The organism is Frankia sp. BMG5.23 (assembly GCF_000685765.2).
GTDB classification, from domain to species: Bacteria; Actinomycetota; Actinomycetes; order Frankiales; family Frankiaceae; genus Frankia; species Frankia casuarinae.
Genome location: NZ_JDWE01000011.1, coordinates 29,573 through 43,945, shown reverse-complemented (window position 1 = coordinate 43,945; position 14,373 = coordinate 29,573). Strand labels below are relative to the sequence as shown.

11 protein-coding genes, 1 tRNA gene and 1 pseudogene are annotated in these 14,373 nt (G+C 69.4%); 4 read left to right on the top strand and 9 right to left on the bottom strand.

All coding sequences use genetic code 11. The annotated features are described in order from the left end of the window. The first annotated feature begins 92 nt into the window (after positions 1 to 92). On the top strand, positions 93 to 353 hold the full coding sequence (locus tag BMG523DRAFT_RS26330) for a hypothetical protein (RefSeq protein ID WP_023840550.1): 261 nt from the start codon (positions 93 to 95) through the stop codon (positions 351 to 353). 546 nt (positions 354 to 899) lie between these two features. Here BMG523DRAFT_RS26330 and BMG523DRAFT_RS07585 read toward each other — a convergent pair. Further along, positions 900 to 1,644: pseudogene (locus BMG523DRAFT_RS07585) on the bottom strand (helix-turn-helix domain-containing protein); the annotation flags it as partial. A gap of 406 nt (positions 1,645 to 2,050) precedes the next feature. Here BMG523DRAFT_RS07585 and BMG523DRAFT_RS07580 point away from each other — a divergent pair. Together BMG523DRAFT_RS07580 and BMG523DRAFT_RS26325 are read left to right on the top strand one after the other, a co-directional pair. Continuing rightward, on the top strand, positions 2,051 to 2,722 hold the full coding sequence (locus BMG523DRAFT_RS07580) for a GPR1/FUN34/YaaH family transporter (protein ID WP_011435680.1): 672 nt from the start codon (positions 2,051 to 2,053) through the stop codon (positions 2,720 to 2,722). A gap of 730 nt (positions 2,723 to 3,452) precedes the next feature. Beyond that, entirely contained in the window at positions 3,453 to 4,697 is a 1,245-nt protein-coding gene (locus BMG523DRAFT_RS26325) for a transposase family protein (protein WP_160323710.1), read from the top strand. Here BMG523DRAFT_RS26325 and BMG523DRAFT_RS07570 read toward each other — a convergent pair. The 4 genes from BMG523DRAFT_RS07570 to nadD form a co-directional block, all read right to left on the bottom strand. After that, a tRNA-Ala gene (locus tag BMG523DRAFT_RS07570) sits at positions 4,689 to 4,762 on the bottom strand. The genes BMG523DRAFT_RS26325 and BMG523DRAFT_RS07570 overlap by 9 nt on opposite strands. 78 nt (positions 4,763 to 4,840) lie before the next feature. Next, on the bottom strand, positions 4,841 to 5,539 hold the full coding sequence (locus BMG523DRAFT_RS07565) for a histidine phosphatase family protein (RefSeq protein ID WP_011435678.1): 699 nt from the start codon (positions 5,537 to 5,539) through the stop codon (positions 4,841 to 4,843). Further along, positions 5,536 to 5,997 (bottom strand): ribosome silencing factor, encoded by a 462-nt coding sequence (gene rsfS / locus BMG523DRAFT_RS07560; protein ID WP_035730177.1) that lies wholly within the window; start codon positions 5,995 to 5,997, stop codon positions 5,536 to 5,538. The genes BMG523DRAFT_RS07565 and rsfS overlap by 4 nt, the downstream gene beginning before the upstream one ends. A 189-nt stretch (positions 5,998 to 6,186) precedes the next feature. Further along, complete coding sequence (nadD, locus tag BMG523DRAFT_RS07555; RefSeq protein WP_023840546.1) at positions 6,187 to 6,759, bottom strand: nicotinate-nucleotide adenylyltransferase; 573 nt, start codon at positions 6,757 to 6,759, stop codon at positions 6,187 to 6,189. A 299-nt stretch (positions 6,760 to 7,058) separates the two neighbouring features. On the opposite strand from nadD, the gene pgm reads away from it, so the two are divergent. After that, complete coding sequence (gene pgm, locus BMG523DRAFT_RS07550) at positions 7,059 to 8,759, top strand: phosphoglucomutase (alpha-D-glucose-1,6-bisphosphate-dependent) (RefSeq protein WP_011435675.1); 1,701 nt, start codon at positions 7,059 to 7,061, stop codon at positions 8,757 to 8,759. Positions 8,760 to 8,773: 14 nt separating this feature from the next. On the opposite strand, the gene BMG523DRAFT_RS07545 is transcribed toward pgm, so the two are convergent. The 4 genes from BMG523DRAFT_RS07545 to BMG523DRAFT_RS07530 all read right to left on the bottom strand — a co-directional run bounded on the left by BMG523DRAFT_RS07545 (position 8,774) and on the right by BMG523DRAFT_RS07530 (position 14,371). Continuing rightward, entirely contained in the window at positions 8,774 to 10,213 is a 1,440-nt protein-coding gene (locus BMG523DRAFT_RS07545; RefSeq protein WP_043590747.1) for a VWA domain-containing protein, read from the bottom strand. 98 nt (positions 10,214 to 10,311) lie between these two features. Beyond that, positions 10,312 to 11,199: a MoxR family ATPase gene (locus tag BMG523DRAFT_RS07540; RefSeq protein WP_023840545.1), complete on the bottom strand. Its 888-nt coding sequence runs from the start codon at positions 11,197 to 11,199 to the stop codon at positions 10,312 to 10,314. A 188-nt stretch (positions 11,200 to 11,387) separates the two neighbouring features. Next, positions 11,388 to 13,028 carry a malate synthase A gene (gene aceB, locus BMG523DRAFT_RS07535; RefSeq protein WP_043590745.1) on the bottom strand — a complete coding sequence of 547 codons (1,641 nt, stop codon included), beginning with the start codon at positions 13,026 to 13,028 and terminating at the stop codon, positions 11,388 to 11,390. A gap of 83 nt (positions 13,029 to 13,111) precedes the next feature. Continuing rightward, a complete protein-coding gene (locus BMG523DRAFT_RS07530; protein WP_011435671.1) occupies positions 13,112 to 14,371 on the bottom strand; it encodes a glutamate-5-semialdehyde dehydrogenase in 1,260 nt (419 codons plus the stop codon). Between the last annotated feature and the right edge of the window lie 2 nt (positions 14,372 to 14,373).

Genomic DNA, 14,373 nt, shown 5'->3' with positions numbered 1-14,373 from the left:
CCATCGATCGACATGATGAACATACCGAGGGCGGAAGATGCGATCAGCATCCACCCGGTCTAACGTCGGGACCGGCGAGAGGGGGCGGGACGATGGCCAGGTGCGACACCTGCGGTAACGACTACTGGATGTCGTTCGAGGTGCAGGTTATAAGTGGCGAGAAATACACCTTTGACTGCTTTGAATGCGCTGTGGCAAAACTTGCCCCCCGCTGCGAACATTGCGACTGCCGCATTATCGGACACGGCGTCGAGGTATCCGGGCGGTTCTTCTGCTGCGCCCACTGTGCCCGGGTTTCGGACGGCCGCCTCGGTGCCGAGCTCCGCGACACCGTCGGCACGCATCCGGGCTGATCCGGACCGGATGCGCTCCAGCCGACCCGGATCAGCCCGGCGGCCCGCCACCCGCCCGCGGAGCGGCCATCGACATCACCGAGACAACTCCGAGAAATATCGTTTCTACTCTCTGTAGACGGACATACGGGTCCGAGAGGGTACCATGCCTAACGAGTCGACGCCCTCGTCCGCTTCGCCGACGGCGTCGGCAGCCAGGTGATCGCCGATGGTGCGGAGACCGCCGACGAGCTCGCCGCGGTGGTCGGGGTGTCGACCGGGGTGTCCGGGGTGCCGCCGCGTCCTGTCGGACACACCTTGGCGGCGTCACGACATCAGAGCGCGAAATGGGTACGCAGCGCGTCCTCCAGTTCCCCTGACGTCTGAAGGCGTCAGTCCCCTCGGGAGTTTCTGATGGATGCCGCCTCGCTGGCAAGGATCTCCTCCATACGTTCAGAGATGTCCCGCCGACCACTGTGGCCGGGGCGCCACGAGCACCAAGCACACGCCGACCGTTAGCGCGGTGTCCATAAATGTTCGCTGGGTTGGGTTAGGCGGCTTGGGTGCGGGGCGTCCCCAGCGTTGCTGGCGTTCAGAGCGGACGCGGGCGCGTTCGCGGCGTTGCGCGGCCAAGACGGGCGGGGTAGCGGGCCGTCGGCGTTGCGCCCGCGCGGGTAGGCCTGCGGTTCGCGGGCGAGCACGGTGTGGTTGGGGTGGTCGGAGCTGGCGATGACGACGGTGCGCACCGGGCCGAACTGGTCGAAGGCGAAGCAGCGGTTCGGGCAGGTGGCGGTCAGGTACTCGATCCGGTCGAGTTTCCCTCCTTGTCCGGATCGGTGAACTCCTTCCAGGTTCTCGTCCGTTGGAAGGAGATCCGGTGGTGGCCCAAGAGCTGACGCAGCCGTTCCCGGCCGACGGTGACGACCCGGTCGGGGTTGTCGCCCAGGTAGTCGGCGAGTTTACGCAGGCTCCAGTGCGTGAACGGCCGCCCCAGTTTCGTGGGACGGGTCCGGGCCACCGCGATGATGAACGCCTCGTCTTCACAGCTGATCCGGCGGGGACGGCCTCCGGCCCACCGAGGGTCCAGGCAGGCCAGACCGATCTCGTTGAACCGGTGGATCACATCCCGGACCGTGCCCTCGTCAGCGGCAACCAGCCGGGCGATCGCCGGCACCGTCGTCCCGCCGGCCGATGCCATGATGATCGTCGCCCGGCGGGCCCGGACCGAGGAGTGCGTCCCCCGCCGCACGATCGCCTGCACCTGGCGGCTTTCCTCCCCGGTCAGCCGCCGCGCCCGCACACGCTGTGCCATACGCCCACCTCCCGGCACCGGTCACACACGTCGGTACCGACAGTGCACATCCCGCCCCCGGGCAGCGCCAGCCCCACCCGGCGCCTCCCGACCCAGCAAACGTTTATGGACATCACACTGGCGATGACGACCCAGATGTCGGGTTTGACGAAGTCGAATGCGCCTTCAGGTTGAAGGAAACCAAGGAGGAAGGCATTATTAAACCCCGCGTTCGTTTCGCGTAGCCCGCTGCGTGACACGACGGCAAGCAACCCCAGCAAAACTGGGAAGGCCGGACACTGCCTCACCGACATAGGACGGGGACGGCGTAGTCCCCCACGGCACGTCCGGCCCTCCTCCACCCCCTGCACCCGCAGTACACACGGCGGGCCGCCTCGGAAACGGCCCCTTCAGGAGGATGATCCCGATGACCACCAGCACTGACAGCGCCACCGTCGCCACCCACTCACAGCCGTTACCAAACGAAGCCGAGGCGTTACCCACTCCGCCGCCCCTCAGCCCGCTGCGCGGCAACCCGGGCGTGATCGGTATCCCCACCTTCATCGCCGGGGCCGTCGGCCTCGGGCTGGTCGACACCGGGTGGCTTCCGCCCGCCGCGGCCGGCGCAGCCATACCCGTTATCATGACCGCCACCACCGTCGGTCTCCTGATCTCCGCGATCTGGGCGGCGGCGCTCGGGCAGAACGCCGCGGCCAGCCTGTTCGCAGTGTTCTTCGGGTTCTACGGCAGCTACGCCGCGTTCGTCCTCGGTCTCGGCCACAACTGGTACAACATCCCCGCCGATCAGGCCACCAGGAGCACCGAGCTGTGGCTCATCAGCTGGCTGGTCACCATCGTCCTGTTCACCGTGGCCACCCTGCGCCTGCCCAGCAGCTACACTCTGCTGCTCGGGCTCGTTGACGTCGCGCTGGTGCTGCTGCTACTCGGCACCATCAACACCAGCACCGCCCTCACCCACGCCGGCGGCTACGTCGTGTTCGCCTTCATCGCGGTCGCGGTCTACCTGTACCTCGACCTCATGTTCACCGAGACCGGCGGGAAGGGCCTGCCGCTCGGCAAGCCGGTCATCTCCGGATAGCATGCCGCGATACGATTGCCATAGATAGCCGGGCCGACGCGTACTGATGAAAATTTCTTGCACCTGCCATCAGATTCATAATCGACATTGGTGATTGCGATCCGGTTCACCGAGCAGGTAAATGGAGAGGCCGATGGGAATCGTCATCAACGTCGAAAATGGTGGCACGTTCACCGATGATTCCATCCCCGAGCCAACGGCCATAACGCCATAACACCAAAAAGAACAAAGAACAAGCGACAAAGATCAATTTCGCCTGAACGGCCAGGCAGTGCTGGCCACTGGTGGCGCCCGCGGCATCGACACCGAGCCTGCTCGGGTTCTCGCAGCTGCGGGCGCCACCGTGTGGAAACCGACATGACAGAGTCATTGAGCCTTTTCAAAGTTGGTTGTTCTAATGGCCCTCGCTAGCGAGGACGAGGACGGCCTGGGCGAAGGTGCCGACGCGGCGTGGGCAGCCGCGGAAACGGTCGAATATGTGCCAGTTCTTGAGGACCGCGAATCCTCGTTCGCCTTGTGAGCGGGTGGTGGCGTGGGTCCGGTTCAGGACTCTTGCACGAACGCGGTTTGACGGGAATAGGCGTTCCTTCCGTTTCGGGTGATCGGTGACGGTAGAGGGGTTTTGCGCTGGGCTGTGGGCACGGCTGGGCCACGTGTCGTAGGCGAAGAAGCAGGCACGCCGCTTGTAGATCACTGGGATGTCTGAAGTCCTCGTGGTCTGGAGTGCGGCGTGCCTGTGGGCGCATTGTCGCGCGATGCCGCCGGTGTGCCGGGTGCTGGCGAGGTGTCGCGTGAGGGAATCTGGGAGCGGTTGGATCGGGTGACCGATCCACGGTCGACGCGGGGGCGGGTGTATTCGTGGCTGTGCCTGGCCGCGGTGTGGCTGTGCTCGCTGACGGCTGCGGGGCACCACCGGGTGTCGGCGGTCCGGGCGTGGCTGGCGCGGACCAGCGGCGCCGAACGTGCGCGGCTGCGGCTGCCCTGGGACCCGTTCGCCGGATGGCGGCTGCCGAGCACGGCGACGATCCACTGCTTCCTTCAGGCCGTGGACGACGGTGAGCTCGCCGTGGCTCTGCTCGATCCGCCGTTGGACCCGGACCCGCCCGCCGAGCAGGGGGACGATACCGACCAGCGAACCGAACCGTCCGCTGCCCCGGTGGATCCGGGCCACGGCTGCCAGCCGGTGGAGTCGGCGGTCGCCCTCGACGGGAAGACGAGCCGGCACGCGAAGCGCGCTGACGGGTCCAAGGTGCACCTTGTCGGCGTGGCCAGCCACGGCGACGGACGGCTACTCGCCCAGGTCGAGGTCGAGGCCAAGACCAACGAGACCGCGGTGTTCCGTCGGTTACTGCGGCCGCTGGACCTGACGAACGTGCTGGTCACGGCCGATGCTCTGCACACGGTCCGCGCGAATCTCGACACGCGGTCCAGGCGATCCGTCCGCACCGCTGGCGCCGGGAGAAAGGACGGCCGGCTTCCCGGGAGAGCGTCTATGCCCTCACCAGCCTCAGCTTCGCCCAGGCCGGGGCCGCGCTGCTCGCGGCCACTGGCACATCGAAACCGGCAACAAGCAGCCCAAGACCTACCTACGCGGCCCAGGGAAGGTCCTGCGCTCCAAGCACCCCGACACCGTCTACCAGGAAATCTGGGGCTACCTGCTCACCCACCACGCGATCAGCGCCCTGAGGTGTCGGGCCGCAACCGCCGCCGGGATCGACCCCGACCGGATCAAGTTCAAACGCGCTGTGAGGATCATCCGGGACCGGGTCGTCACCGACCCGGTTTTTCCCCCCTGATGACCAGCATCACCGTGTGCTGCGGCCACTCGCCGCCGACATCACCCGGCCAACGCGGCACCCAGCACAATGCGCCACCCACGATCAGGTTCACCAACCCGCTGAACCCGCAGCTCGATCGACTTAGCGTCAGTGGCATTGGGGCAAGGGTTCTAACAACAACTCTAGGGTGGAGCTGAGGGGATTCGAACCCCTGACCCTCACACTGCCAGTGTGATGCGCTACCAGACTGCGCCACAGCCCCAACTGCTATTCATTTTATATCAGACCCGAGCAAATCCGGTCTTGTACCCCACCCGGGCACCAAACCTGTCCTGATGGACTACTTCGGCAAGTGTACAGGCTCCGTGTCGGCTGCTGTCGGCGCCCCCTGGCTCGGCAGGAGCGTCTCGGTTAGCCCCGATCCGGCGGTCCCGACCTTACCAGCCAGCGGCCCCGCGTTGTGCTCGACCAGGCGGAACCCACCCTCGACGAGCCGCAGGACGGACCACCGGCAGTTGGCGAGCGGTCCGAAGTGCCACCAGAACTCCGGTGGAAGGCCGAGCACATGACCGATCAGTGACCGGGCAGTACCGCCGTGCAGGACAAACACGACGAGACCGTCCCATTCGGCCGGAAACCCCTCGGCCCGGACCTCGTCGAAGACCGTGCCGGCCCGCTCCGCCACCTGCCGGTAGGTTTCGCCACCGCCACGGGGCACGTCATCCCCGCGCCGCCAGGCCCGATCCTCCGCGGGGAAGCGTTGGGCCGCCTCGGCAGCGGTCAGCCCGGACCACGCGCCGAGATCGATCTCGCGCAGCCGCGCGTCGGAGCGGAAGGGCACGCCGAGCGCCGCCGCGGTGTCCCGGCAACGTTGCAGGTCGGACGACACGACGAGTTCCGGGCGCATCGCCTGGATGACCGGGGCCACCGCGGCGACCTGGGCACGCCCGGTGGCGTCGAGGGGCGGATCCGCGTGCCCCTGGAAGCGGCCGACGTCGTTCCAGGTGGTCCTGCCGTGCCGCCAGAGCAGCAGCCTCACCGTGGGGTCGCCGTACCGGGCCCGGCCACCCCCGAGCCCGAGCCGCCGCTCGCCGCGGTGGACCCCGAGGAGACACCGGCCCCGACCGCGACCCCGACCGCCGCGTCGACGAACGGGATCACCGGGCAGTCCTTCCAGAGCCGTTCGAGGGCATAGTAGACCCGCTCCTCGTCCCGCTGCACGTGCACCACCACGTCGACGAAGTCGAGCAGGACCCAGCGGCCCTCCCGCTCTCCCTCCCGCCGGACGGGCTTGGCTCCCAGCCGGCGCAGGTGCTCCTCGATCTCGTCGACGATACCCTTGACCTGCCGCTCGTTGCCCGCGGATGCGAGCACGAAGCAGTCGGTGATGGCCAGCCGATCGCTCACGTCGAGGATGAGCAGGTCATGGCCGAGCTTGTCGGCGGCTGCCTGCGCGGCGGCGAGGGCGAGTTCGACGGCTCGCGGGGAAGCGGTCACGCTCGGGTTCTCCAGGGTGGTGACGGGCGGGAGGCATCCGTCTTCGGCTACCTCGCGCACCGTCCGGGGCCGGACGGCTGCATCCAGCGTGACACATCGACGCGCGGGCAGGGCACTCCTCGCGTCCATGACGGGCCGAAAAATCGAGATATCGCCTGGCCCGGTGGCCCGTCCGGACGGCTCGGCGGGTCAGGAAGCACCCTGGTAGAGACGCCGCTTGGCGATGTAGCGCACGACCCCGTCTGGGGTGAGGTACCAGATCGGCGCCCGGCGGCCAACCCGTTCCCGGATGTCGGACGAGGAGATCGCCAGCGCCGGGACCTCCAGCAGGCTGACGGCGCCGGTCGGGAGGCCGGCGTCCAGCGCGAGGTGGTAACCGGGCCGGTTCACGCCGACGAAGTGGGCCAGTTCGAACAGCTCGCGGTGGTCACGCCAGGTGAAGATCTGCGCGAGCGCGTCCGCCCCCGTGATGAAGAACAGCTCGTCGTCCGGTCGCGCCGCACGCAGGTCTCGCAGGGTGTCGATGGTGTAGGTGGCGCCACCCCGGTCGATCTCGATCCGGCTGACCGTGAACTGCGGGTTCCCCGCCGTCGCGAGGAAGGTCATCAGATAGCGGTCCTCGGCGGCGGAGACTTTGCGATGGATCTTCTGCCAGGGTTGCCCGCTCGGCACGAAGACCACCTCGTCCAGATCGAACAGGGCGGCCACCTCACTGGCTGCGACGAGGTGCCCGTTGTGGACGGGGTCGAAGGTCCCACCCATGACACCGAGGCGCACGACCGGACACTAACCCCGCATCACCGCACGTGCCCGTCTGGCGCAGCCCGGCGGGAGATGTGCCACAAAGCCTCACACCCACCGGCGCCTCACACCCACCGGCGCCTCACACCCACCGGCGCCTCACACCCACCGGCGCCTCACCCCCACCGGCGCCTCACGCTCATCGGTCTCACGCCCACCGCCGTGCCCGCCGCAAGCGGGCCAGTCCCGGAACGGCCCACCCGGCTAGGCTGACCACAGGCCGCAGGCCGGCCCCGTCCCCCCGCGAGGAGGCCCCGCCCATGCCGACCAGTCCGCGTGCGGGGCAACCCGCCGCCCCCGAGGATCTCGTTGACGTTGACGGCCTGCTCGCCGCCTACCACGAGATCCATCCCGATCCCGCCGATCCGACCCAGCGGGTGTCGTTCGGCACGTCCGGTCATCGTGGCTCGGCGCTGCGCGGCTCCTTCAACGCCGACCACATCCTGGCCACCACCCAGGCGATCTGCGACTACCGGAAGGAGGCAGGCGTCGACGGACCGCTGTTCGTCGGGATCGACACGCACGCACTGTCGGCGCCCGCGCTCGCGAGCGCCCTGGAGGTCCTCGCCGCGAACGGCGTCACGGTATGCATCGCCCCGGACGGCGAGGCCACCCCGACCCCGGTGATCTCGCACGCGATCCTGCGCCACAACCGCGAGCGCACGCCAAGCAACAGGACGGGCAGGACGGACACCACCGGCGCCACCGGCGCGACCGGCCCGGCGCGCGGCCTCGCCGACGGCATCGTCGTCACGCCGTCGCACAATCCGCCCGCCGACGGCGGGTTCAAGTACAACCCGACGCACGGCGGTCCGGCGGACACCGGCGTCACCAAGGTCATCCAGGATCGCGCGAACGCCCTGCTCGACGGTGGCCTCGCGGGCGTGGCCCGGGTGCCGTACCCGCAGGCGCGCGCCGCCGCCGTGGTCCACGACTACGTCGGCGCCTATGTCGCGGACCTCGGCGACGTCATCGATCTCGACGCGATCCGCGGCGCCGGGGTGCGCATCGGCGTCGACCCGCTCGGTGGGGCGAGCCTCGTGTACTGGCAGGCCGTCGCCGAGCGGTACAAGCTGGACCTCGACGTGGTGAACACCACGATCGACCCGACCTTCGCCTTCATGACGACCGACTGGGACGGCAGGATCCGGATGGATCCGTCGTCGCCGTACGCGATGGCCTCCCTGGTGCGGCTGGCCGGCTCGTTCGACGTCGCCCTCGCCAACGACGCCGACGCCGACCGGCACGGCATCGTCACCGGCACGGCCGGGCTGTTAAACCCGAACCACTACCTCTCCGCGGCCATCGCCTACCTGTTCGGCCACCGCCCGGGCTGGCCGACCGGGACGGCGATCGGCAAGACGCTGGTCAGCTCCAGCATGATCAACAGGGTCGGAGTGGGCCTCGGCCGCGACGTGGTCGAGGTGCCGGTGGGCTTCAAGTGGTTCGTGGCCGGCCTGACCGACGGGAACCTGGGCTTCGGCGGCGAGGAGAGCGCGGGCGCGTCGTTCCTGCGCCGCGACGGCGCGGTGTGGACGACCGACAAGGACGGGATCATCGCCTGCCTGCTCGCCGCCGAGATGACGGCGGTCACCGGCCGGGACCCCGGGCAGTTGTACCGGGAGCTCACCAATGTCCACGGTGCCCCGGCCTACCGGCGGGTCGACGCGCCGGCCACCCCAGCGCAGAAGAAGATCCTGGCCGCGCTCACCCCGGAGAGCCTCAGCGCGACGACGCTCGCCGGTTCGCCGGTGACCGCCGCGCTGTCGCACGCGCCGGGCAACGGCGCGGCGATCGGCGGGGTGAAGGTCGTCACTGACGACGCCTGGTTCGCCGCCCGGCCCTCCGGCACCGAGGACGTCTACAAGGTCTACGCGGAGAGCTTCCGGGGCCCCGGACATCTCGACGAGGTCATCACGGAGGCACAGTCGATCGTTGACGCCGCCCTCGCCCGCGGCTGATCCTGCCGGACCCGTCAGGACGGAAGAAGCCGCCCGATGAACGCCTGGAGCTGCTCGATGTTGCGGCACTCCACCATCTCGTCAACGAGCTCGGCGTACACGTTTGTCGCCGAGTCGCCCGAGCCCCAGTAGCTGCGCGGCTCCGGGTTGAGCCAGTAGGAGTGCCGGGCCCGCGAGCACAGTCGCCTGAAGATGGTCGCCGAGGTCGGTCGGTAGTTGTTCCGGGCGTCGCCGAGGATCAGCAACGACGTCTTGGGACCGACCGCCTCGGGGTACTTCTCGGCGAAGACCTCGATGGCATGCCCGTAGTCGCTGTGCCCGTCGAACCAGACGAGGTCCGCCTCTCCGGAGATGCGGGCCATCATGTCGCCGAGGTCGAGGCCACGCAGGTACCTGGTGACCTCGTCGGTCGTGTCGATAAAGGCGAACGCCCGGACCTTGGCGAACTGCTCGCGCAGCGCATGGGTCAGCATCAGGGTGAAATGCGCGAACGAGGCCACCGAGCCGGAGACGTCGCACAGCACGACCAGCTCGGGTTTGTGCGGCTTGTGCGGGCGGTGCCTGGTCTCCACCGGTACGCCGCCGGTGGCCAGCGATGCCCGCACCGTGCGCCGGAAGTCCAGCCGGCCGATGCGGCCGAACCGGCGCCGCGCGGTCAGCCGGGTCGCCAGCCGCCGGGCGAGCGGGTAGACCTGCCTGCGCAGCTCCACCAGGTCCCGCTGGGAGGCTCGCAGGAACTCGACCTGGTCGCTGAGCGGCTTCACCGCGGTGCGCTCGACCGCATCGAGGCCGCGTTCCTCGGCCATCCGCCGCCGCACCTCGGTGGACACCATCTCCTCGAACTCGCGGATCCGGTCGGTGATGGTCTGCCGGGCGGCCCGTTCGGCGAGTCCGCCACGTTCGGAATCTGCCAGCATCGCCGCGAGCAGATCGACGATGAGGGTCTCCGCCGACATCATCCGCAGCACCCGGTAGATGAACCACGAGCGGGCGGAGCTGCCGCGCGCCGACCCGAACGCGCTCACCGCCTGCCGGGCGAGCGCGCGCAGCGCCTCGTCGTTGCCGTCGCGCAGCGCGTCGAGCAACTGGTCGCGCAGCGCCTGACGCAGCTCCTCCAGCTGCTCGGGCGACAGCTCGCCGGGGTCGACGCCGGCGTTCGCCGCCGCGCCGTTCGCCGCCCCGGCCGGGTCGCCGTCCAGGTCGTCCAGGTCGTCCAGCGACACCCCGTCCCCGATCCGGGGCGGGAAGTACAGGTCGAACAGAGTGTCGAAAGCCGGCCGGTACAGTGGCCGCTTGCACAGGGTCGCCGCGAATGCCGCCCGGACGGCGTCCCGCTCGGCCCAGCCCAGCGCGCCGACGGCCCTGGCGGCATCCACGGTCTCAGCGCTGCTCACCGGGACACCGGCCCGGCGCAACGCCGCGGTGAAATCGACGGTGCGGTCCAGCAGATTCATGCCGGCGCCCCCTCGTGGACGTGCGGCCGTGGCGACGGCCGTCAGCTGGCAATCGGTTCGATGAATTCGATCAGTTCGATGGGTTCGGCTCGGGCTGTTCAGTTCGCGCCGAGCTTGAGGTGACTGATGGCTCGGGCCTGGTCGCTGGCGTGCTTGAGGACGACGCCGAGGGTCGAGGCGACGGCGGCCTCGTCGAACGTGTCGAATCCGAGCGCGAGCACGGTCTGACCCCAGTCGATGGTCTCGGCGATGGAGGGCGCCTTCTTCAGTTCCATCGCCCGCAACGCGCGGACGATCCGGACCAACGATTCGGCGTGCCTCTCCGGGAGATCGGGCACCCGGGAGAGCACGATCTCCTTCTCCCGCTCGGCCGAGGGATAGTCCAGGTTGAGGTAGAGGCAGCGCCGCTTGAGCGCCTCGGACAGCTCCCGCGTCGCGTTGGAGGTCAGGATGACGAAGGGACGGCGGGTGGCGCTGATGGTACCGAGCTCCGGAATCGTCACCTGGAAGTCGGACAGCACCTCCAGCAGCAGGCCTTCCACCTCGACGTCGGCCTTGTCGGTCTCGTCGACGAGCAGCACCGTCGGCTGCTGGCGGCGGATCGCCGTCAGCAGCGGCCGGGAGAGCAGGAACTCCTCGCTGAAGATGTCGTCGTGGGCCTGCTGCCAACCCTCGGCGCCGCCGTCTCCCGATCCGGCCTGAATGCGCAGCAGTTGCTTCTTGTAGTTCCATTCGTACAGTGCGCGAGCTTCATCAAGCCCTTCGTAGCACTGCAGCCGAATGAGCTCGGCGCCAACCGCGGTCGCCAGCGCCTTCGCGAGCTCGGTTTTACCGACACCCGCGGGCCCCTCCACAAGCAGCGGTTTACGCAGCCGATCCGCGAGGAAGACCGTGGTGGCAATCGCCTCGTCCGCGAGGTATCCGGTCACGCGAAGCCGTTCCCGCACATCAGCGACGTCGGCGAAAGCGTGTTCCTGCAGCGACATGGCCACCTTCCGTCCGTCCCCGTGTCAGGCATCGCCACGTCCATACTGCCAGGCTGGCGCCGCAGACGAGTGACTACGCCTTGCGCGCCACCGTCCGCCGGGTGGATATCCACGGGCTGCTCATCGACCTGTTCGCCGCCGGTTCACCCGAGGATTCTCCCGAGGTGTTCGCCCAGGTGTTCGCCGGTTCAGTCGATCCGCTCGTAGGCGGGAAGAGTAAGGAACTCGACGAAGGTCTCGCCGAGCGCCGTCTCCTCGAACACCGCCGCCGCGTCCTTCCAGCGACCGTTGTCGAAGGCGGCGGCGCCGATGGAGAGCCGGATCTGGTCCAGCACCTCCGCCAGAGCGGTCCGGACCAGATCGGCCGTGACCGGACGGCCGTCGTCGAGCACGACCCCGGCGGCTATCCACTGGAAAATCTGACTACGGGAGATCTCAGCGGTGGCGGCGTCCTCCATCAGGTTGTCGATGCCGACCGCCCCGATCCCGCGCAGCCAGCTCTCCAGGTAGCGCACCCCGACGCTGATGTTCCCGCGGACCCCGGCCGCGGTGACGGAACCCGGAGTGTCGCGCACCGCCAGCAGGTCGCCGGCGCCGACCTTGACGTCGTCACGCAACCGGGTGAGCTGGTTCGGCTCGTCGCCGAGCACCGCATCGAAGACCTCGGTGCACACCGGCACCAGGTCAGGGTGCGCCACCCAGCTCCCGTCGAACCCGTCCGCGGACTCCCGCTCCTTGTCGGCGCGCACCTTCGCCAGGGCCGCGGCGTTGATCTCGGGGTCGCGCCGCGACGGGATGAACGCCGCCATCCCGCCGATCGCGTGCGCGCCGCGGCGATGACAGGTGGAGACCAGCAGCTCGGTGTAGGCGCGCAGAAACGGCACCGTCATCGTCACGCCGTTGCGGTCGGGCAGCAGGAACTCAGTCGGCCGGGACGCGAACGTCTTGATGGTGGAGAACATGTAGTCCCAGCGGCCAGCGTTGAGTCCGGCGGAATGCTCCCGCAGCTCGTAGAGGATCTCCTCCATCTCGAAGGCGGCGGGCAGCGTCTCGATGAGAACGGTCGCCCGGATGGTGCCGACGGGCAGGCCGAGCTCGGCCTGCGCCGCGGTGAACACGTCGTTCCACAGCCGGGCCTCGAGATGACTCTCCAGCTTCGGCAGGTAGAAGTACGGCGCCACGCCCGTAGCCCGCAGGGCGTGCGCGTTGCGGACCAGGTACATTCCGGCGTCGAAGAGCGCGGCGACGATCGGCTCCCCGTCGACGGTGACGTGCCGCTCCGGCAGGTGCCAGCCGCGCGGGCGCACCACGAGCGTCGCCGTGGACTCGTCGAGCTCGTAACGACGGCCGTCGGGCGAGGTGAAGGCGAGCGTGCCGGCGACGGCCTCACTCAGGTTGTGCTGTCCGACGACCATGTTCGACCAGGTCGGCACGTTGGCGTCCTCGAGGTCCGCCATGAAGACCCGGGCACCGCTGTTGAGCGCGTTGATGAGCATCTTGGCGTCGGTCGGGCCGGTGATCTCGGCCCGACGGTCGACCAGCCCCGGCGCCGGCGACGCGACCCGCCAGTTCCCGGCCCGGATGTCGGCGGTCTGCGGCAGGAAATCCAGGGTGGCCCCGGCTGCGATCGCGGCGCGGCGGGCGGCCCGGGCGGCGAGCAGTTCGGCACGCCGGCCGGCGAACGTGCGGTGCAACCCGGCGACGAAGGCCAGCGCGTTGTCGGAGAGCACCGCGTCGACCTGCTCCGCGGTGAGCCCCGGCACGGTCCGCACCGCGGACACCCCGTGCACCGTCACCCCGTGCACCGTCACCCCGTCCAACGAGCCCATACCTATTCCCTTCCCGGTTCCGTTGCGTCCCGGACGGCCCGATCCGGCGCGCCCGGTGACCCGGGCCTCAGGTGACCCGGGCCTCAGGTGACCAGATGCCCGTCGCCGACGCCGACCCACGTCGTCGAGGTCAGCTCGGGCAGCCCCATCGGGCCGCGGGCGTGCAGCTTCTGGGTCGAGATGCCGATCTCGGCGCCCATCCCGAACCGCTCCCCGTCGGTGAAACGGGTCGAGGCGTTCACCATGACGGCCGCGCTGTCGCAGGTCGTGATGAACCGCCGCGACGCCGGCAGGGACCGCGTGACGATCGCCTCGGTGTGCCCGCTGCCCCAGCGCCGGATGTGCGCGACCGCGTCGTCGAGGGAGTCGACGACGGCGACGGCCATATCCAACGACAGGTACTCGGCCGCCCAGTCGTCGTCGGTGGCGGGCAGCACCCGAGGATCGACGGCGCACACCGTCTCGTCGCCGTGCACGGTGACCCCGGCATCGTGCAGAGCGGCCAGCACCCGGGGCAGGAACTCCCCGGCCACGCCGGCGTGCACGAGCAGGGTCTCCGCCGAGTTGCACACCGAGACCCGCTGGGTCTTCGCGTTGACGGTGATCGCGAGCGCCTGGTCGAGGTCGGCCTCGGCGTCCACATACACGTGGCAGTTGCCGACCCCGGTCTCGATGACGGGCACCGTCGACTCCTCGACGACCGCCCGGATCAGACCCGCGCCACCCCGCGGGATGAGCACGTCGACGAGCCCGCGCAGCCGCATCAGGTGCTTGACCGCATCGTGGTCCATCCCGGGGACGAGCTGCACCGCGTCCGCCGGCAGGCCGCTCGCGACGGCGGCGCCGCGCAGCACCGCCACCAGCGCGGTGTTGGAACGTACCGCGGAGGCGCTCCCGCGCAGCAACGCGGCGTTGCCGCTCTTGAGACACAGGCCCGCGGCGTCCACCGTGACGTTCGGCCGGGCCTCATAGATGATCCCGACGACACCGAGGGGGACCCGGATCTGGCGCAGCTCCATCCCGTTCGGCAACACCCGGCCGCGCACGACCTCGCCGACCGGGTCCTCCAACGCCGCGACCTGACGCAGGCCGTCGGCCATGCCGGCGAGCCGGGCCGGGGTGAGGGTGAGCCGATCGACCATCGCCCCGGCGGTGCCCGCCGCCCGCGCGGCGGCGAGGTCCTCGGCGTTCGCGGCGAGAATCTCAGCGGAACGGGCGATCAACGCGTCGGCCATGGCGAGCAGCGCGCGGTCCTTCTCGGCGCGGCTGCGCGGCGCCAGCAGGGCCGCCGCCGCCTTGGCACGGACGGCGCTGCCTCGGACATCCTCCGCAGAGGTGCTCATCT